Annotated in this window: 14 protein-coding genes; 5 read left to right on the top strand and 9 right to left on the bottom strand. The window is 41.3% G+C overall.

The features are described from left to right. Window positions 1-151: 151 nt before the first annotated feature. The 9 genes from HB679_RS10895 to HB679_RS10855 form a co-directional block, all read right to left on the bottom strand. Window positions 152-523, bottom strand: a complete 372-nt coding sequence (locus HB679_RS10895; RefSeq protein WP_214072010.1) for an NADH-quinone oxidoreductase subunit A — start codon at window positions 521-523, stop codon at window positions 152-154. 66 nt (window positions 524-589) lie between these two features. After that, complete coding sequence (locus tag HB679_RS10890) at window positions 590-2,329, bottom strand: tetratricopeptide repeat protein (RefSeq protein WP_214072009.1); 1,740 nt, start codon at window positions 2,327-2,329, stop codon at window positions 590-592. A gap of 29 nt (window positions 2,330-2,358) precedes the next feature. Then, a complete protein-coding gene (locus HB679_RS10885) occupies window positions 2,359-3,279 on the bottom strand; it encodes a substrate-binding domain-containing protein (RefSeq protein WP_214072008.1) in 921 nt (306 codons plus the stop codon). A gap of 224 nt (window positions 3,280-3,503) precedes the next feature. Further along, window positions 3,504-4,328 carry an energy transducer TonB gene (locus HB679_RS10880; protein ID WP_214072007.1) on the bottom strand — a complete coding sequence of 275 codons (825 nt, stop codon included), beginning with the start codon at window positions 4,326-4,328 and terminating at the stop codon, window positions 3,504-3,506. A 30-nt stretch (window positions 4,329-4,358) separates the two neighbouring features. After that, window positions 4,359-4,895, bottom strand: a complete 537-nt coding sequence (locus HB679_RS10875; RefSeq protein WP_214072006.1) for a biopolymer transporter ExbD — start codon at window positions 4,893-4,895, stop codon at window positions 4,359-4,361. Window positions 4,896-4,901: 6 nt separating this feature from the next. Further along, on the bottom strand, window positions 4,902-5,516 hold the full coding sequence (locus tag HB679_RS10870) for a biopolymer transporter ExbD (RefSeq protein ID WP_214072005.1): 615 nt from the start codon (window positions 5,514-5,516) through the stop codon (window positions 4,902-4,904). A gap of 85 nt (window positions 5,517-5,601) precedes the next feature. Next, window positions 5,602-6,432, bottom strand: a complete 831-nt coding sequence (locus tag HB679_RS10865) for a MotA/TolQ/ExbB proton channel family protein (protein WP_214072004.1) — start codon at window positions 6,430-6,432, stop codon at window positions 5,602-5,604. Between the two features lie 658 nt (window positions 6,433-7,090). Next, on the bottom strand, window positions 7,091-7,435 hold the full coding sequence (locus HB679_RS10860) for a translation initiation factor (protein WP_214072003.1): 345 nt from the start codon (window positions 7,433-7,435) through the stop codon (window positions 7,091-7,093). A 15-nt stretch (window positions 7,436-7,450) separates the two neighbouring features. Further along, window positions 7,451-8,356 (bottom strand): diacylglycerol kinase family protein, encoded by a 906-nt coding sequence (locus tag HB679_RS10855; protein WP_255547585.1) that lies wholly within the window; start codon window positions 8,354-8,356, stop codon window positions 7,451-7,453. A gap of 184 nt (window positions 8,357-8,540) precedes the next feature. Between HB679_RS10855 and metK the strand changes: the two genes are divergently transcribed. The 5 genes from metK (at window position 8,541) to HB679_RS10830 (ending at window position 12,914) form a co-directional block, all read left to right on the top strand. After that, entirely contained in the window at window positions 8,541-9,791 is a 1,251-nt protein-coding gene (metK, locus tag HB679_RS10850) for a methionine adenosyltransferase (RefSeq protein WP_214072002.1), read from the top strand. An 83-nt stretch (window positions 9,792-9,874) separates the two neighbouring features. Beyond that, entirely contained in the window at window positions 9,875-10,396 is a 522-nt protein-coding gene (locus HB679_RS10845; RefSeq protein WP_214072001.1) for a DUF3347 domain-containing protein, read from the top strand. Between the two features lie 9 nt (window positions 10,397-10,405). Beyond that, the gene (locus HB679_RS10840; RefSeq protein WP_214072000.1) at window positions 10,406-10,972 is read left to right on the top strand and encodes an NUDIX hydrolase; all 567 of its coding nucleotides are present in this window, start codon (window positions 10,406-10,408) and stop codon (window positions 10,970-10,972) included. A gap of 42 nt (window positions 10,973-11,014) precedes the next feature. Continuing rightward, complete coding sequence (locus tag HB679_RS10835) at window positions 11,015-11,752, top strand: lysophospholipid acyltransferase family protein (RefSeq protein WP_214071999.1); 738 nt, start codon at window positions 11,015-11,017, stop codon at window positions 11,750-11,752. A 298-nt stretch (window positions 11,753-12,050) separates the two neighbouring features. Next, window positions 12,051-12,914, top strand: coding sequence for a TraB/GumN family protein (locus HB679_RS10830; protein WP_214071998.1), 864 nt, complete (start codon window positions 12,051-12,053; stop codon window positions 12,912-12,914). Window positions 12,915-13,339: the final 425 nt, after the last annotated feature.

The following is a 13,339-nucleotide window of genomic DNA, read 5'->3' as shown; positions in this document are numbered from 1 at the left end:
CACTAATAACCTTCGGAGATATATTTAGAATTATTCTAAACTAAGTAAATCAGTCCCTTCTAAATCTCCCCCGGCTGGGGAGATTTTTTTGTTTTTCTTTTATAAAAAATGACATATAGCCCTCCCTACCGGGGAGGGTTGGAAGGTGTATTTAATCCCAGTTTAAAGCGCCTTTTTTGATGACGTAAATAAAACCCGCCAGTAGCGTAGCCATAAAGATAAACATCTCTATCATACCGCTTGAGCCAAGCTCTTTAAAGTTTACTGCCCAGGGATACATAAATATCACCTCAACATCAAACAAAACAAACAGTATAGCTACCAGGAAATATTTAATAGAGATAGGTGTACGGGCGTTACCAATAACCTCAATACCCGACTCGAACGGCGTCAGTTTATCTTTGGTTTCGCGCTTAGGGCCTATTTTGTGGGTAACAAACATTGTAGTAACCACAAAACCAATAGCCACAATCATCTGAAAAATGATTGGTAAATAATTTACCGGTAAACTTTGTACTTCCATGGGTGCAAATATACAAATGCACTGTTAATAAAAAAGGCCTCAATTGAGGCCTTTTTTATTTTGATATTATTTACTTGTCTTTTTTGGCTTTGCCGCTGGGGTTGGTGTCGGCGGTGCATTTTTTTGATCAAAATAGAACTTAGCATAAGCGTTATCCGGGTTAGCATCCCTCGCTTTTGTAAAGTTCTCATTCGCTTTTACATCGTCCTTATCATGATACTCATAATAGTTACCCAAATAAGCGTAAGCTGCTGCCAGTGCGTTTTTTTCTGAAGCAGTTGGTGTAGGTTTAGCACTTACATAGGTAATAATTTGCTCGTAACGTGGTTTTGAAAGACCTTTCAAATTAGTGAAAGACGTATCTCTAAAATCGGTGATGTAAGCACGGGTAGTCAAAGCCTGAATAACCGGCGCCTGGGTATTTTTCAGGTAATCACCTAATAGTGTATCGGCTCTTACAATCAGTGTTGAGTCTTGGTTATGCGTTTTCTTTTGTGCTCTGAAAGCAAAATAGTAAGAGTAAGCAGCATAAAAATGCTCAGTAAGCAGTGGCTTACCGTGTACCCTTTTAAGTACTTCGTCATACGCGTTACCTGCTTCAATATATTTTGATTTAGCAAACATCATTTTTCCAAGATCTGTAAAGATATCCTGAGCTTTAGCCGAATCAAGATCAGCGGCTTTAGTCAAGTTCTTAATAGCTTCTGTAGTGTCTTTACCGGCAGCCAGTTGTAGTTGACCTAAATATTGATAATCGCGTGGTAAAATACGGCTAGGTGTTGCTTTAGCAAACCAGTTATTCATCGCAGTTAAACCGGCTGCATAGTCTTTGTTTTCGTAAGCTGCATAAGCCAGGTAACGGTAAACACGAGCGTTTGCATTCTGGCTCTTGGTCAATTTAGTGGCAACATCTTGCAGCGTAGTGTAATCACCTGCATTTACAAGGAAGTCGGCATAACGCATCAATGACTCTACCGATTCGTCAGTAAGGTTAATGTATTTTTGATAGTTAGCAACGCCTTCTTTTACTTTAGCAGAAGCAACTTTAATGTTTACTTGTGCTTCGGTCAAATCAGTCTCAGCCAATTCGCGATAAGCCGGGCCATAATTAGGGTCGATAGCTATAGCTGCCTGAAATTGTTTTTCAGAATCATCAAAGTTATCAGCATAGCGCCATAGTACGCCTGTAGCTACATTTGCACTCGGCGATTTTGGATCAAGCGCTAAAGCAGCCTGGTAAGCATCATAGGCAGAGTTACTGTTTAATTGCGAACGGTAAGCATTACCTAATATAACTTGAGCTTCTGCGTCTTTAGGGTTAATAGTTTTTGCTTTTGTTAAAGCATCAATAGCTGCGTTTGCTTTTGCCGGTGGGAATTTACCGTCTTTAGCATCCAGCAAATAAGCTTTACCTATGTATAAATAGGGCTGGTCATCTTTTTTAGCTGCAACAGTAGTTGCCTGAGTAAAGTTAGATGTAGCGCCTGCATTATCATTTGCTGATAATGCAACAGCACCTAAACCCACGTAGTTTAAGGCTGATTTTGGATTAACTGAAATACCCTTAGTGAAGGTGGCTTTTGCAGAATCCGGATAATCCTGGATCAGGTACACCCATCCAAGATAAAAAAGGTTTTCGTCGTTGTTAGCTTGTGTAACTGTCAGGTTTTTCAGCATACCCTTTGCTTTCTGATATTGCTCGGCATCAATAGCTTTTTTAGCGTCACTCAGCGTTTGTGCAGAAACAGCCGATCCGATAAATACCAGTCCCAATGCTACATTAGCTATTTTACTGATCATTTTCATTGCTTAATTAATTTTAGTTAGTATGTGTGTTAAAAGTTTCGTTTAATAACTATTTCCCTTTGGGGTAATGAATCAGGCAATAAACCTGATCTTAAAATTATCCTCTGGCCCCTGTCGCTCAATAAAAAATGATCGAAACCAGTGCCTAAGCCTAATTTTCCGGTACAATTCACAAGGTACAAATTTCTTGCAAAAGGGTACTGTTTTAATGCCAAAGTTGTTTGTGAGGGTTTGAAGTATTGATTAGGGGCTGTTTTACTTTGCTCGTCCCTAATGGCTACAATCTTTACTTTCTTTACAGCCGCTGCATAATCGCTATCCGGATCATTTAACCAGTCGAACCCCGTTATACCTATCGCTTGCGGATGCTGGCTAATATATTTAATTACCTCCTTATTGTTTTTGACTGCAAAGACATTCTTTAGTTTAAGGTCTTTATTGCCGGAAAAGTCTTTCAAATACCTTACCAAACTAGAGTTTGGATTATCAAAAACGATATCGGTAGTGGTTTTAGTCTGTCCGTTAAGCATTTTTTTTATGTCGCCAACAGTCATTAACGTATCGGCCGAAGCCTGGTTGACTATAAACGTAACTGCATCAACAGCAAACCTGTTGGTAACCGGCGGTAGTGTGCGCGCGGTTAATTCTTTGGTTTCGTCGGCCGTTAATTGGCGGGTAAGTACCGCAAAACGTACACTATCATTTAACAAGCGTCTTAAAACGCCATTTTCAGTAGTGTATGAAACTTGAGGATGTGCGTTTTCATTCAATCGCTTAAATAAATAGGTTACTTCATCCACAATGGGTTGTGCAGACTCATCTGCAGCTATTTTAACAGTGCCGGTATTAATGGTTTCTTCGGGTACTGCAGGCGCTGCTTTTTGTTTACAGCTCTGCAATGCTATCATTACTGATAACCCTATAATTAAATATCCGGCTTTATTCTTCATCAGTTTGTTCTCTTTTAAAAAGCCTTCCAAATCTAAAAGCTCCGTAAATTATAAGTAATACCCCAAATATGATCTTCTTGTTTCCATATTCAGGCAATATCTGATCCCAAAAAATTATCGTGACACCGAAACCTACATAGCATATAAATGCCGCTATGCCTAAAATGAGCAGAAATCGCCTTTTGAGCGATTTCTGCTTATTATGAAAATGAGATGGCATGCACTTATTCTTGTGAATCCAATGTAAAGTTGATTGGAATAGTATAAGATACACGAACCGGGCGATTATTTTGGATACCCGGTGTCCATTTCGGTGATTTTCTCAACACGCGAACAGCCTCGTCCATCATCGTCTGGCTTGGGCCACGTACCGGCTTAATATCAGTTAAGCTACCGTCTCTTTCAACAACGAAAGTACAGATTACCCTACCACTTACGCCGTTTTCTCTGTCGACAGCAGGGAATTTGATATTGTCGCTCAAGTATTTGCCAAATGCTTCCATACCACCCGGGAATGCCGGTTGTTTTTCTACCTGGCTAAATATCTTGTTTGGATCTTCCTCTGTAACTGCTTTTGTATCGCTGTTACCAACCGGCTCATCAATTCTGATATCTGCATTCGGGTCACCCTTTTGATCTTTTTGACCAGGGTCCGAAGTTTTCAGATCTTTCTGAGTTGGCGGTTCCTCTTTCACCTCGTTATCCGGTTTTACAATCGGAGGCGGGAATTTTACCTGATCCACTTTTGGTTTTGGTGGTTCTGGTGGTGGCGGAGGAGGTAATTTTTTCTGATCAACCGGCGGCGGTGTAAGCACCACGTCGGTAATCTTAACTTTTACAGGAGCTTTTGGAATAAAGCCTTCAAGCGTATTGATGATTGTTGGTAACGATATTACAAATACGAAAAATGCTGCACCAAAAAAAAGAGCGCGGTTAGTTCTACCGGAATTATTCTTTCTTAGTTCATACGCGCCGTAAGCTTTGTTTCTGCCGTTAAAAACAACGTCGATCCAGTCCTGATTTAATATGTCTAATTTAGATCTTAGCATAGTTTGAATCTTTAATTTTTACGTTAATTTTTAATAAACATTATCTCTCTTCAGGAGATCGATCTCCGGTGGAGTAATATCAACAATAGCGCGTTGCTCATTCCCAACTATGTTCAATTCGTCCATCATACTAACCATGTCAGAGTAGGTCGATTTGTCGCTTGGTTTGATCAACACGATCATAGATTTGCCTGATTTAGCTTTAACCTCTTGGCCTTTGTCCAATAAAGACTGACGGATACCGTTTTTACCAAAACCAGTAACAGTTGGTGCTGTTAAAGGATTGCCTGGTTGGCCCATAAACCACTCTACCCTGTTATTTGCACCTAAAAGTACAGTCATTGTACGTGTTGCAGGTACCGGTAATTGGTCGTTTTTCTCGTCTTTATCGGGCATGGTAAGATCCATAGCCTTTGGCTTTTGCAGTGTTGTGGTAAGGATAAAGAAGGTGATCAACAAGAACGCCAAATCCACCATCGCGGTTAAATCAACTCGCGTGCTCTGTTTTTTGGTTCTTACCTTGCCCCCGCCCTTTTTACCCCCGCCGGAGGTATCTAATTCTGCCATGTTTCTTTATTTTGTCGCTGTTTTAAGCGATGTGATTAAACCAAATTTGTTAACTTTTTGCTTCTGCAGGGTCTTGATGATTTTAGCAATAGTAGGATATTCCTCTTTTGCATCGCCTTTAATTGCAATTCTCAGCTCTTTGTTATGCACTAACTTATCTGCCTTACGTGCGTTTTTAACCCACCAGAAAAGCTCGTTATTGTCAGTAGTATCAACAGGCACGCCAGTTACAGGGTATTTTGCCCTGTCTGCCGGGGTCATAGCCAGGTATTGTTTCAAAAACTGAATTGAAAAGCCGTAATTGTCAAGAGAGGCAAACTGCTTAATTTCGTCAGGTGTGAAACTAATTTTATACTGATCGGCCATACCTTTCAATGTCTCCATACGTACATCGCCGCCTTCAACGCTAAATACAACTTTACCTTCGGCTACTAAAAGACTTGAAAAATCCACTTCAGGCAGCGCTTGTATAGTTGTTGATGCAGGGATATCTGCATGTATTGGGTCCTGCACTTTTGGTTTTGCAGATAATATAAAGAAGGTTAGCAACAAAAACGCAACGTCGCACATCGCCGTCATGTCAATTGATGTACTCTTCCTTGAAACTTTTGCTCTTGCCATAATAATTTAAATATAGTGTTACTGAAAAATTTAGAATACCAGGTCTGGCTAAGGCCAGACCCGATTATATATTTAACACTAAAATTTATTTGTTTTTATGGGTTGCAGCAAAGGTAGAAACAATGCTAAAACCTGTTTCGTCGATAGCGTAAGTTAAGCCGTCAATTTTTGATGTAAACACATTGTACATTACAATTGAGATAGCTGAAGTACTGATACCTAACGCGGTGTTAACTAATGCTTCAGAGATAGCTGATGATAAAGCTGCAGTATTTGCACCAGAACCCGCTAACTCGTGGAACGCTTTGATCATACCAATTACAGTACCTAACAGACCAGATAATGTACCGATAGAAACCAAAGTTGCTATGATGGTTAAGTTTTGCTCTAACATAGGCATTTCTAAAGCTGTAGCTTCTTCAATGTCTTTTTGGATAGCTAATGTTTTTTGGTCAACGTCTAAAGTTGTCTCCAATTCCATTTCGCGGTATTTTTTCAAACCTGATTTGATAACGTTTGCTACAGAACCTTTTTGTTTGTCGCACTCTGCAGAAGCAGCGTCAATGTTACCTGCAGTTAAGAAGCCTTGTATTTTTCTAACAAAAGCATCTATGCTTGCAGTACCAGAAGCTTTACCAATTACGATAAAACGCTCGATAGAGAATACAATTACCATTAATACGTAACCCATTACCAATGGTACTAATACACCACCTCTGTGTACGATACCAAATATGTCTACCGGCTCACCCGCGTCTACATCACCACCTTTGTAGTGGCTTGGATGCGCCAGAACAAAGGCGTAAATCAATACAGTAACTACTAGACAAAGAGGGATGGTTAAGGTCGCAAACATGCCAGATGCACTTGAGCTTTCAGTCTTAACGGTAGTTGGTTTTGTTGGTGCGTTTGCCATTACTTTTAAATTTTAGTTTTTAGTTTTTGTTTATTTTTAGTTAGTTAATTATATGCATTTTCTTTAAGCGGATAACAAAAATAGAATTTTACCTAAATAAAAAAAGACTTTTGTTATTCTTTAACATTTATTTAATGTAGCCCCTTATAACGCTTTCGAAAACGTCAAGAAAGCTCCAAACAATACTTGTTACAACAATTTTTTACAATAAAACTTATTATTTTTTTAAATAGCAAGCTATGCACTATAAAATTTGTGTAATTATACTGTTATAATCTTGTAATTATCCTGTTATAAATACTATTCGTCAAAAAGGCGGGGTTAATTCTCCTCTTTTATTTTTCTACGGCAAAATACAATATCCATCACAGCGGTGACTCTATAACGCAAGTTTAAACGTTACATTATAACTGCTTTTGATAATGTTTGTTTGTTAGTATTATTATAATTGGTATCACAATATTAGTGAGTTTATATTTTAAAACAAGTAATCGACCAATTATTTTTTATTGATAGCAATATTAACTAAAAAATTAGTCAACATCCAAAATAAAGGTTTTTTAATTGATACATTTATTAATCAGTCACTTATAAAGCAGCTTATTTTATGCAGTAAGCAGTATTACGTTTATAAAATATCGCTAGATAGATTATAATATTAGCCGCCTGCTTTTTTAACTTTATAACCCTCGGCTTGTAAAAGTGCCAGTAGCTTGTCCCTAAAATCGCCCTGAATTAATATTTCGCCATCTTTCACACTGCCGCCTACGCCACATTTGGTTTTTAACTTTTTGCCCAATGCTTCTAAATCATCAGCTGCGCCTACAAATCCGGCTATTGCCGACACCATTTTACCCCCACCCTTACGGTCCAGGAAAATTCTGAGGCTTTGCTGCGGCGGCGGTAAAGTTTGTGGTGCGCTGCCGCTATTGCCGCTGTCGGGTTGAAAACCAGGATCAGTTGAGTACATGATGCCTGAAAAGTTCTTGTTCTTTTTGGACATAAATAATCTTGACTTTTATGCTATGCTATTAAAACCACTACCCACTAAAATATTTAGCGACTGTGGCAAGATATCGATCTTAACTTCGGTGCCGGTAATTTCGGGTTCGCCATCCAGGTGCAGGGGTCCGTCTGTTTTGCGCTTAACTATAATATGCTTACCGCGAATAATTTCAACAAAGCCTGATTTGTTTGCCGTTTTATTAAACATGCGAATACCCAGCTCGATAAAGCGATAAAATGGAAATGGTTTAATAATACAAACGTCCAGCAAACCGTCTTGCACAGAAGCCTGTGGCGATATATGCGCATTGTTGCCATACTGCGATGAGTTGGCAAAGCTTAACATAAAAGCCCTGCGCTCATAAGATTTGCCATCAATCTCTATATGATAACTCTGCGGCTTATATTTAAATATCTCTTGCAGCGATGATTTGATGTAGGTAATGAAGCCGCGCGTTTTACCATGCGAAAACACTTCGCTGATGTGCGCGTCAAAACCCATCCCGGCCATATTAAAGAAAGGCTTGCCATTTGCCTGTGCCGAGTCGATCACGGCAACATCGCCAACATTCAGGTTTTTAATAGCGTCTTCAATATTCATCGGTATCTGCAAAAACCTGGACAACCCGTTACCCGATCCGCAGGGCACAACCCCCAATATGGTTTTACTGCCTACCAATGACGATGCAATTTCATTAACTGTACCATCGCCGCCTACCGCAACTACCATATCATAGTTATTAATAGCCTCGGCAGCTATACGGTTAGCATGAGATACACCGGTGGTAAATACAATTGTTGCATCACCCTTAAAATGGGCGTCAACCAATTCAGGCACCCCATCCTTCTTCTTCCCGCCCGATATTGGGTTGATAATAAATAACGTTTTCCGTTTCAACAATTTATTTTTAGCGGTCAAAAGTAAATCTATTTTCTGCTTTGTAAAAATTGTTTTAATTTTGAGGCCAATAGTGGACTGATTTAGTTGTCTTGCCCCGTCAAGACCGGATTGCAACCACGTAAAAAAGTGCTAAAGCCATCTTCTTTACAAAGTTCCGTTAAATCCTTCTTTTCTATTTTATTTAATAAAATAACATTTTAAAATGCCATATTTATTTACATCAGAGTCCGTATCAGAAGGACACCCGGATAAAGTTGCCGATCAGATATCGGATGCATTGATTGATAACTTTTTAGCTTTAGATCCTGAGTCGAAGGTTGCTTGCGAAACATTAGTTACCACCGGCCAGGTTATTTTAGCCGGCGAGGTAAAATCAAAAGCTTATTTAGATGTTCAAAAAATTGCCCGCGAGGTAATTAACAAAATTGGTTATACCAAAGGCGAGTATATGTTTGACGGCAGCTCATGCGGTGTGCTTTCAGCAATCCACGAGCAATCGCCGGATATTAACCAGGGTGTTGACCGCCAGGCTAAAGAAGAGCAAGGCGCCGGCGACCAGGGTATGATGTTTGGTTACGCCACCAGCGAAACCGACAACTACATGCCATTGGCACTGGATCTGGCTCACGCTTTATTAATTGAGCTGGCTGCCATCCGCCGCGAAAATTCGGAGATTAAATATTTGCGCCCTGATGCTAAATCGCAGGTGACGTTAGAGTATGATGATAACAACGTACCAACACGTATCGATGCTATCGTAATCTCTACCCAACATGACGATTTTGATGAAGAAAAAACCATGCTGGCTAAAATCAGCACTGATATTATCGGTATCCTGATTCCACGTGTTAAAGCTAAATATCCTAAATATGCTCATTTCTTTAATGATGCTATTAAATACCATATTAACCCTACCGGCAAATTCGTTATCGGCGGCCCGCATGGCGATACCGGCTTAACCGGCCGTAAAATCATTGTGGATACCTATGGTGGTAAAGGCGCACACGGTGGTGGTGCATTCTCTGGTAAAGACCCATCAAAAGTTGACCGTTCTGCAGCTTATGCAACCCGCCACATTGCCAAAAACCTGGTTGCGGCCGGCGTTTGCAGCGAGGTATTGGTACAAGTATCATACGCTATCGGCGTAGCGCAACCAATGGGTATCTATGTAAATACTTACGGTACAAGCAAATTAGGTTTACATGATGGCGAGATTGCTAAAAAGGTAGAAGAGATCTTCAACATGACTCCATACGCTATCGAAACCCGTTTTAAACTGCGCAATCCAATTTATAGCGAAACTGCTGCTTACGGCCACTTTGGTAAACCCAGCACAACCGTAACCAAAACCTTCACGCATCATGACGGAACTGTAATTACTAAAGAAGTTGAGCTGTTTACCTGGGAAAAACTAGACTACGTAGATAAAGTTAAAGCCGCATTCGGTTTATAATAGTAATCAAAAATTAATTTTTTAATTTAGAGCGATAGGCAACTATCGCTCTTTTTTTATACCCCGGTCTGAAATTAACACGTATGAAACTACTTAAACTTGCTTTAGCTTTAACGCTGATTACCCTATATTTAAACCCGGTTAAAGCCCAGCAACGCGGACTTGACTTTGCCCTTAACCTGGTAGTGAAAGATTACCTGGATGTTAAAAATGCTTTACTGGCCGGTAACGTATCGCTGGCGCAAAACAAAGCCGGAAAATTGGTTTTTGATTTTAATAGCGTACCGGATAAAGACATGACCAACCAGCAGCACGAGGCGTGGTTTAACTACCTGAGCCGCCTGCAAAGCACCAGCCGCGCTATGGGCGAAACCACATCTATCGAAGAGCAGCGCAGGCAATTCTCGGCCCTCTCAAACGCTATGTATGGTTTACTGAAGGACTCAAAGTTATCGCCGGTTACCCTTTACCGGCAATACAGCCAAAGCAAAGATGCCTATTGGTTAAGCAACAGTCAGATCATCAAAAACCCGTATTACGGCATAGCCGAAAAGAAAATGGTTAAAGAAGGCGTTATCCGCGAGGTGTTGCCTGCTTCAAAATAATTAATATTCATGCAGCATCCCGAAGAAAATCCCTGGAAAATAAAATCCGAACAACAGGTTTATGATAACCCCTGGATCAACCTAACCGAGTACCAGGTAATCAACCCATCAGGCAATCCGGGCATTTATGGCAAGGTGCATTTTAAAAACCGGGCCATAGGCATTGTCCCGCTTGATGCTGATTTGAATACTTACCTGGTTGGCCAATACCGATTCACACTGAGCCAATACTGCTGGGAGATTCCCGAAGGTGGCGGACCATTAAATGAGGACCCGCTTGACGCCGCTAAACGCGAATTACTGGAAGAGACCGGCCTGGTAGCCGCTAACTGGACCGCGATACAAACCATGCACCTCAGCAACTCAGTAACCGACGAGTTTTGCCTGATCTATACTGCGACAGGATTAACACAGCATGAAGCCGAACCCGAAGACACCGAGCAGCTAACCGTAAAAAGACTGCCTTTCGACGATGTGTACCGCATGGTTTGCGACGGCGAGATTACCGATTCAGTTACCGTAACGGCAATCTTGAAGGTAAAGCTGCTGCTGATGGAAAATCGCATAATCCTGTAATTGCTAAATTATTTTTAATTTCGGGGCGATTTATTTTACCGCATGAGAAAACTCCTGGGCTTCATTTTATCGCCAATTGCCATTATTGCCTTTTTATTGGTACTGGTAATTTTTCAGCCCATACAATGGGTGGCTTACAAATGGTTTGGCTACAGCGCACATAAAAAGGTGGTCGACGTTTTAAATTTGTGCTTGTTTAGGACCATTTATTTACTGGGCAATACCGTAACCTTTACCAATAAACAAAAACTGCCTGCGAGTAGGCCGATCATATTTTTGGCTAACCACCAAAGTTTACTGGATATACCGCCGCTTATTTATCACCTGCGTAAATACCACGCTAAGTTTGTCTCAAAAATTGAGCTGACTAAAGGCATCCCTTCCATCTCCTACAACTTAAAAGTAGGCGGTGGGGCTAATATTGATCGTAAAGATCCGCGTCAATCGCTCATGGAAATGGGTAAGCTAGGTACCCGGATGAAAGAAAACAACTGGTCGGCAGTGATATTTCCGGAAGGCACCCGCTCTAAAGACGGCAAGGTGAGAGATTTCCAGGCTGGCGGCATAGCCATTATCTTAAAAAAATGTCCTGAAGCGCTCATTGTGCCTATTGCCATAGACGGCTCGTGGGAAATGGTGAGGTACGGCGCATACCCTTTGAATACCTTTACTAAAATGACCTGGGAAGTTCTGGAACCCATAGAAACCGACTTCGGTACCATCGAAGAACGGGTTAAAGAAGCCGAGAGTCGCATCAAGAAAGCATTGCACCAAGCTTAAACGCTTTTGTCGTCCTGGTGCCTTATGCGAGGCAACCAACCACCACGTCGCAATCTCTGCATTACACGCACGTCATCATGAGCGAGGTACTAGCGTAATGATCTCTTTAAAAGCGATAAGTTTAGGAGTGACACATTCATATTTGACCACTTAATAGCAAGTTGTATAGAGATTGTCACGCTCGTACCTCGCTCACAATGACGTATTGGGGAAAACTGGTCATAAGGACTTATGAATACCGATAAAATAAAATCCCGGGCTAAAATATTACCTTGTCGTTGTTAACAAACCGTTTCGCATGAAAAAGATCATCCTGGCTATAGCTTTTCTACTACCGCTTACCAATACTTACGCTCAAAAAAACAGCTTACTGTGGCAAATCAGTGGCAACGGACTTAAAACACCTTCATACCTTTTTGGCACTTATCACTTAGTAGGCAAAAATTTGGTAGATAGCCTACCCGAGATCAGAACCCGCTTTAACACCTGCAACGCAGTGGTTGGAGAAATGATCATGGACTCTACCATGGCAATGAAGCTGGTGCCTTATATGATGGCTCCAGATAGCCTTACTTTGGATAAAATATTTACGCCCGCCGAATATCAACAAATAGATACCGCCATCAAGCAGATCATCCATGTCGGTGCAGAAGGCTTAAATCATTTTAAGCCGGCGGCTGTTGCTACTATGCTTTCAGCGTTGTCAGCGCCTAATACAACCGGCCCCGCAAACCCGGGCATTGACATGTACTTTCAGCAGGAGGGCAAACGTCGCAACGAAAAAATAATTGGACTGGAAACTTTGCAGCAACAAGCAGAAATGTTGCTGAACGAACCAATGGCCGAGCAGAAAAAGCAACTCTTATCGACCGTAAAAAAGAGGGACCAGCTAAGATCAGAATCATTGAAAATGTATGAGCTGTACCGCCATCAGGATTTGGACGCGCTGGGTAAAATGCTGGACAACGATGAGGAAATGACCCCGGAACAAACCGAAAAGCTGTTAAAAAACCGCAACCTAAACTGGATAGCACAATTACCTGCCATTATGAATGCTCAGCCTACCTTCATCGCCGTAGGCGTCGGGCACTTAATTGGGCAGTATGGTTTGATTAAGCAGTTGAGATTAAAGGGTTATACGGTGACGGCAGTGAAGATATAGGGCGATAAAATCCTGCCACGTCATTGCGCGGCCACTACGCAATCTCTACACTTGCTAATCAATGTCCGAAGTGGCCGTGCGGCTTCCGCCAATGAGATTTATCCTACTGACTGTTTGTTGTAGAGATTGCGTAGTGGCCGCGCAATGACGCATTTTTTTAGGTTTTGATTAAAAGCATTCGCTAATTACCCCCCCCTTTTTTGGCTGGGGGCTAAACGTTCTTCCCGTCAATAATCTTAAAGAAATCGTCGCGATAGGTATCCCCTTCGCCGTTGTTGGTGTTATCACCAACAACATGGGTCGGGCTTAAATCCCGCAATCAGTGCACACAGATACTCGTTGGTGATAACACCAACAAGGGCGGGGCATGACAACGCTCTTTGCAATAGACACTTTATTGTCATTGCGAGCGTAGCGTGGCAATC

This window comes from Mucilaginibacter sp. dw_454 (genome assembly GCF_018449775.1).
Classification (GTDB): domain Bacteria; phylum Bacteroidota; class Bacteroidia; order Sphingobacteriales; family Sphingobacteriaceae; genus Mucilaginibacter.
Note: the sequence above shows the minus strand (reverse complement) of the source record. Positions and strands in the feature narration are given on the sequence as shown.

Excerpts from the sequence above, each read along its gene's own strand:
- HB679_RS10860 (WP_214072003.1), bottom strand. The coding sequence starts at position 7,435 with ATGTCCAAAAAGAACAAGAACTTTTCAGGCATCATGTACTCAACTGAT.
- HB679_RS10840 (WP_214072000.1), top strand. The coding sequence starts at position 10,406 with ATGCAGCATCCCGAAGAAAATCCCTGGAAAATAAAATCCGAACAACAG.
- metK (WP_214072002.1), top strand. The coding sequence starts at position 8,541 with ATGCCATATTTATTTACATCAGAGTCCGTATCAGAAGGACACCCGGAT.
- HB679_RS10880 (WP_214072007.1), bottom strand. The coding sequence starts at position 4,328 with ATGCTAAGATCTAAATTAGACATATTAAATCAGGACTGGATCGACGTT.
- HB679_RS10870 (WP_214072005.1), bottom strand. The coding sequence starts at position 5,516 with ATGGCAAGAGCAAAAGTTTCAAGGAAGAGTACATCAATTGACATGACG.
- HB679_RS10845 (WP_214072001.1), top strand. The coding sequence starts at position 9,875 with ATGAAACTACTTAAACTTGCTTTAGCTTTAACGCTGATTACCCTATAT.
- HB679_RS10890 (WP_214072009.1), bottom strand. The coding sequence starts at position 2,329 with ATGAAAATGATCAGTAAAATAGCTAATGTAGCATTGGGACTGGTATTT.
- HB679_RS10875 (WP_214072006.1), bottom strand. The coding sequence starts at position 4,895 with ATGGCAGAATTAGATACCTCCGGCGGGGGTAAAAAGGGCGGGGGCAAG.
- HB679_RS10835 (WP_214071999.1), top strand. The coding sequence starts at position 11,015 with ATGAGAAAACTCCTGGGCTTCATTTTATCGCCAATTGCCATTATTGCC.
- HB679_RS10885 (WP_214072008.1), bottom strand. The coding sequence starts at position 3,279 with ATGAAGAATAAAGCCGGATATTTAATTATAGGGTTATCAGTAATGATA.
- HB679_RS10830 (WP_214071998.1), top strand. The coding sequence starts at position 12,051 with ATGAAAAAGATCATCCTGGCTATAGCTTTTCTACTACCGCTTACCAAT.
- HB679_RS10865 (WP_214072004.1), bottom strand. The coding sequence starts at position 6,432 with ATGGCAAACGCACCAACAAAACCAACTACCGTTAAGACTGAAAGCTCA.
- HB679_RS10895 (WP_214072010.1), bottom strand. The coding sequence starts at position 523 with ATGGAAGTACAAAGTTTACCGGTAAATTATTTACCAATCATTTTTCAG.